Source organism: Shigella sp. FJ200513, from assembly GCF_040495915.1.
Classification (GTDB): domain Bacteria; phylum Pseudomonadota; class Gammaproteobacteria; order Enterobacterales; family Enterobacteriaceae; genus ECMA0423.
Genome location: NZ_JBDYCV010000258.1, coordinates 1 through 722, shown reverse-complemented (window position 1 = coordinate 722; position 722 = coordinate 1). Strand labels below are relative to the sequence as shown.

Sequence of the window (722 nt, the reverse complement as noted above, 5' to 3'; positions counted from 1 at the left end):
AGTCTAAAAACTAGTATTAAGACTATCACTTAAATAAGTGATACTGGTTGTCTGGAGATTCAGGGGGCCAGTCTATCATTACAAGGCTACGATCCCAGCGAATTTACATTCGCTAACGGTGTATTTTGCGATGTTAAAGAAAAATTATGTCGTGATGATCGTTATTTTGGTGTAGATGGTAAGCGGAGTGGAAAAATCAATCAAACCACCACAAAGATGTTATTTATGTGTCGTGAGTGATGCCTTGTTTACATTATGTTCTCTGCTATTCGTCATTAACCTCTTGAGCGACAGAGAGGAGTGGGGCGTTAACGTCTATGACGGGGATAGTCCCCGTCGGTTGACATTTACTTAATTTGAATATCGACGTTATATTTTTTAGTTTTGTTTTTACGGGCGTCGTTTCGAGTTTGCAGCACTCGCAGCTCATATTTGCCAGAAGCAGGGAGTGAGTATTGTCCGTGACTATCGAGTTCTGGGGAATATCTGGATAAATCAACAGAATCATCGATTCCTGGCCCGAAGAGATAAGTATCAGCGCCTTCATTAGAGATACTCACATGCACTTTCTGACCTTTTTTGGCATAGAAGGTATATGTATCGTAATCGTATCCCTTTATTTCGCCGGAGTACTGAGCGCTGCTATGATCTTACCCAGCAATAGTGGACACGCGGCTAAGTGAGTAAACTCTCAGTCAGAGGTGACTTACATGACAAAAACA

At 41.6% G+C, this 722-nt stretch carries 2 pseudogenes; one reads left to right on the top strand and one right to left on the bottom strand.

Features of this window, described 5'->3' with window-relative positions:
- Positions 1-75: 75 nt before the first annotated feature.
- Positions 76-240 (top strand): annotated as a pseudogene (locus ABZJ92_RS22075) (YcgJ family protein); the annotation flags it as partial.
- Between the two features lie 107 nt (positions 241-347).
- Here the strand turns inward: ABZJ92_RS22075 and pliG are convergent.
- Positions 348-647 (bottom strand): annotated as a pseudogene (pliG, locus tag ABZJ92_RS22070) (g-type lysoyme inhibitor PliG); the annotation flags it as partial.
- Positions 648-722: the final 75 nt, after the last annotated feature.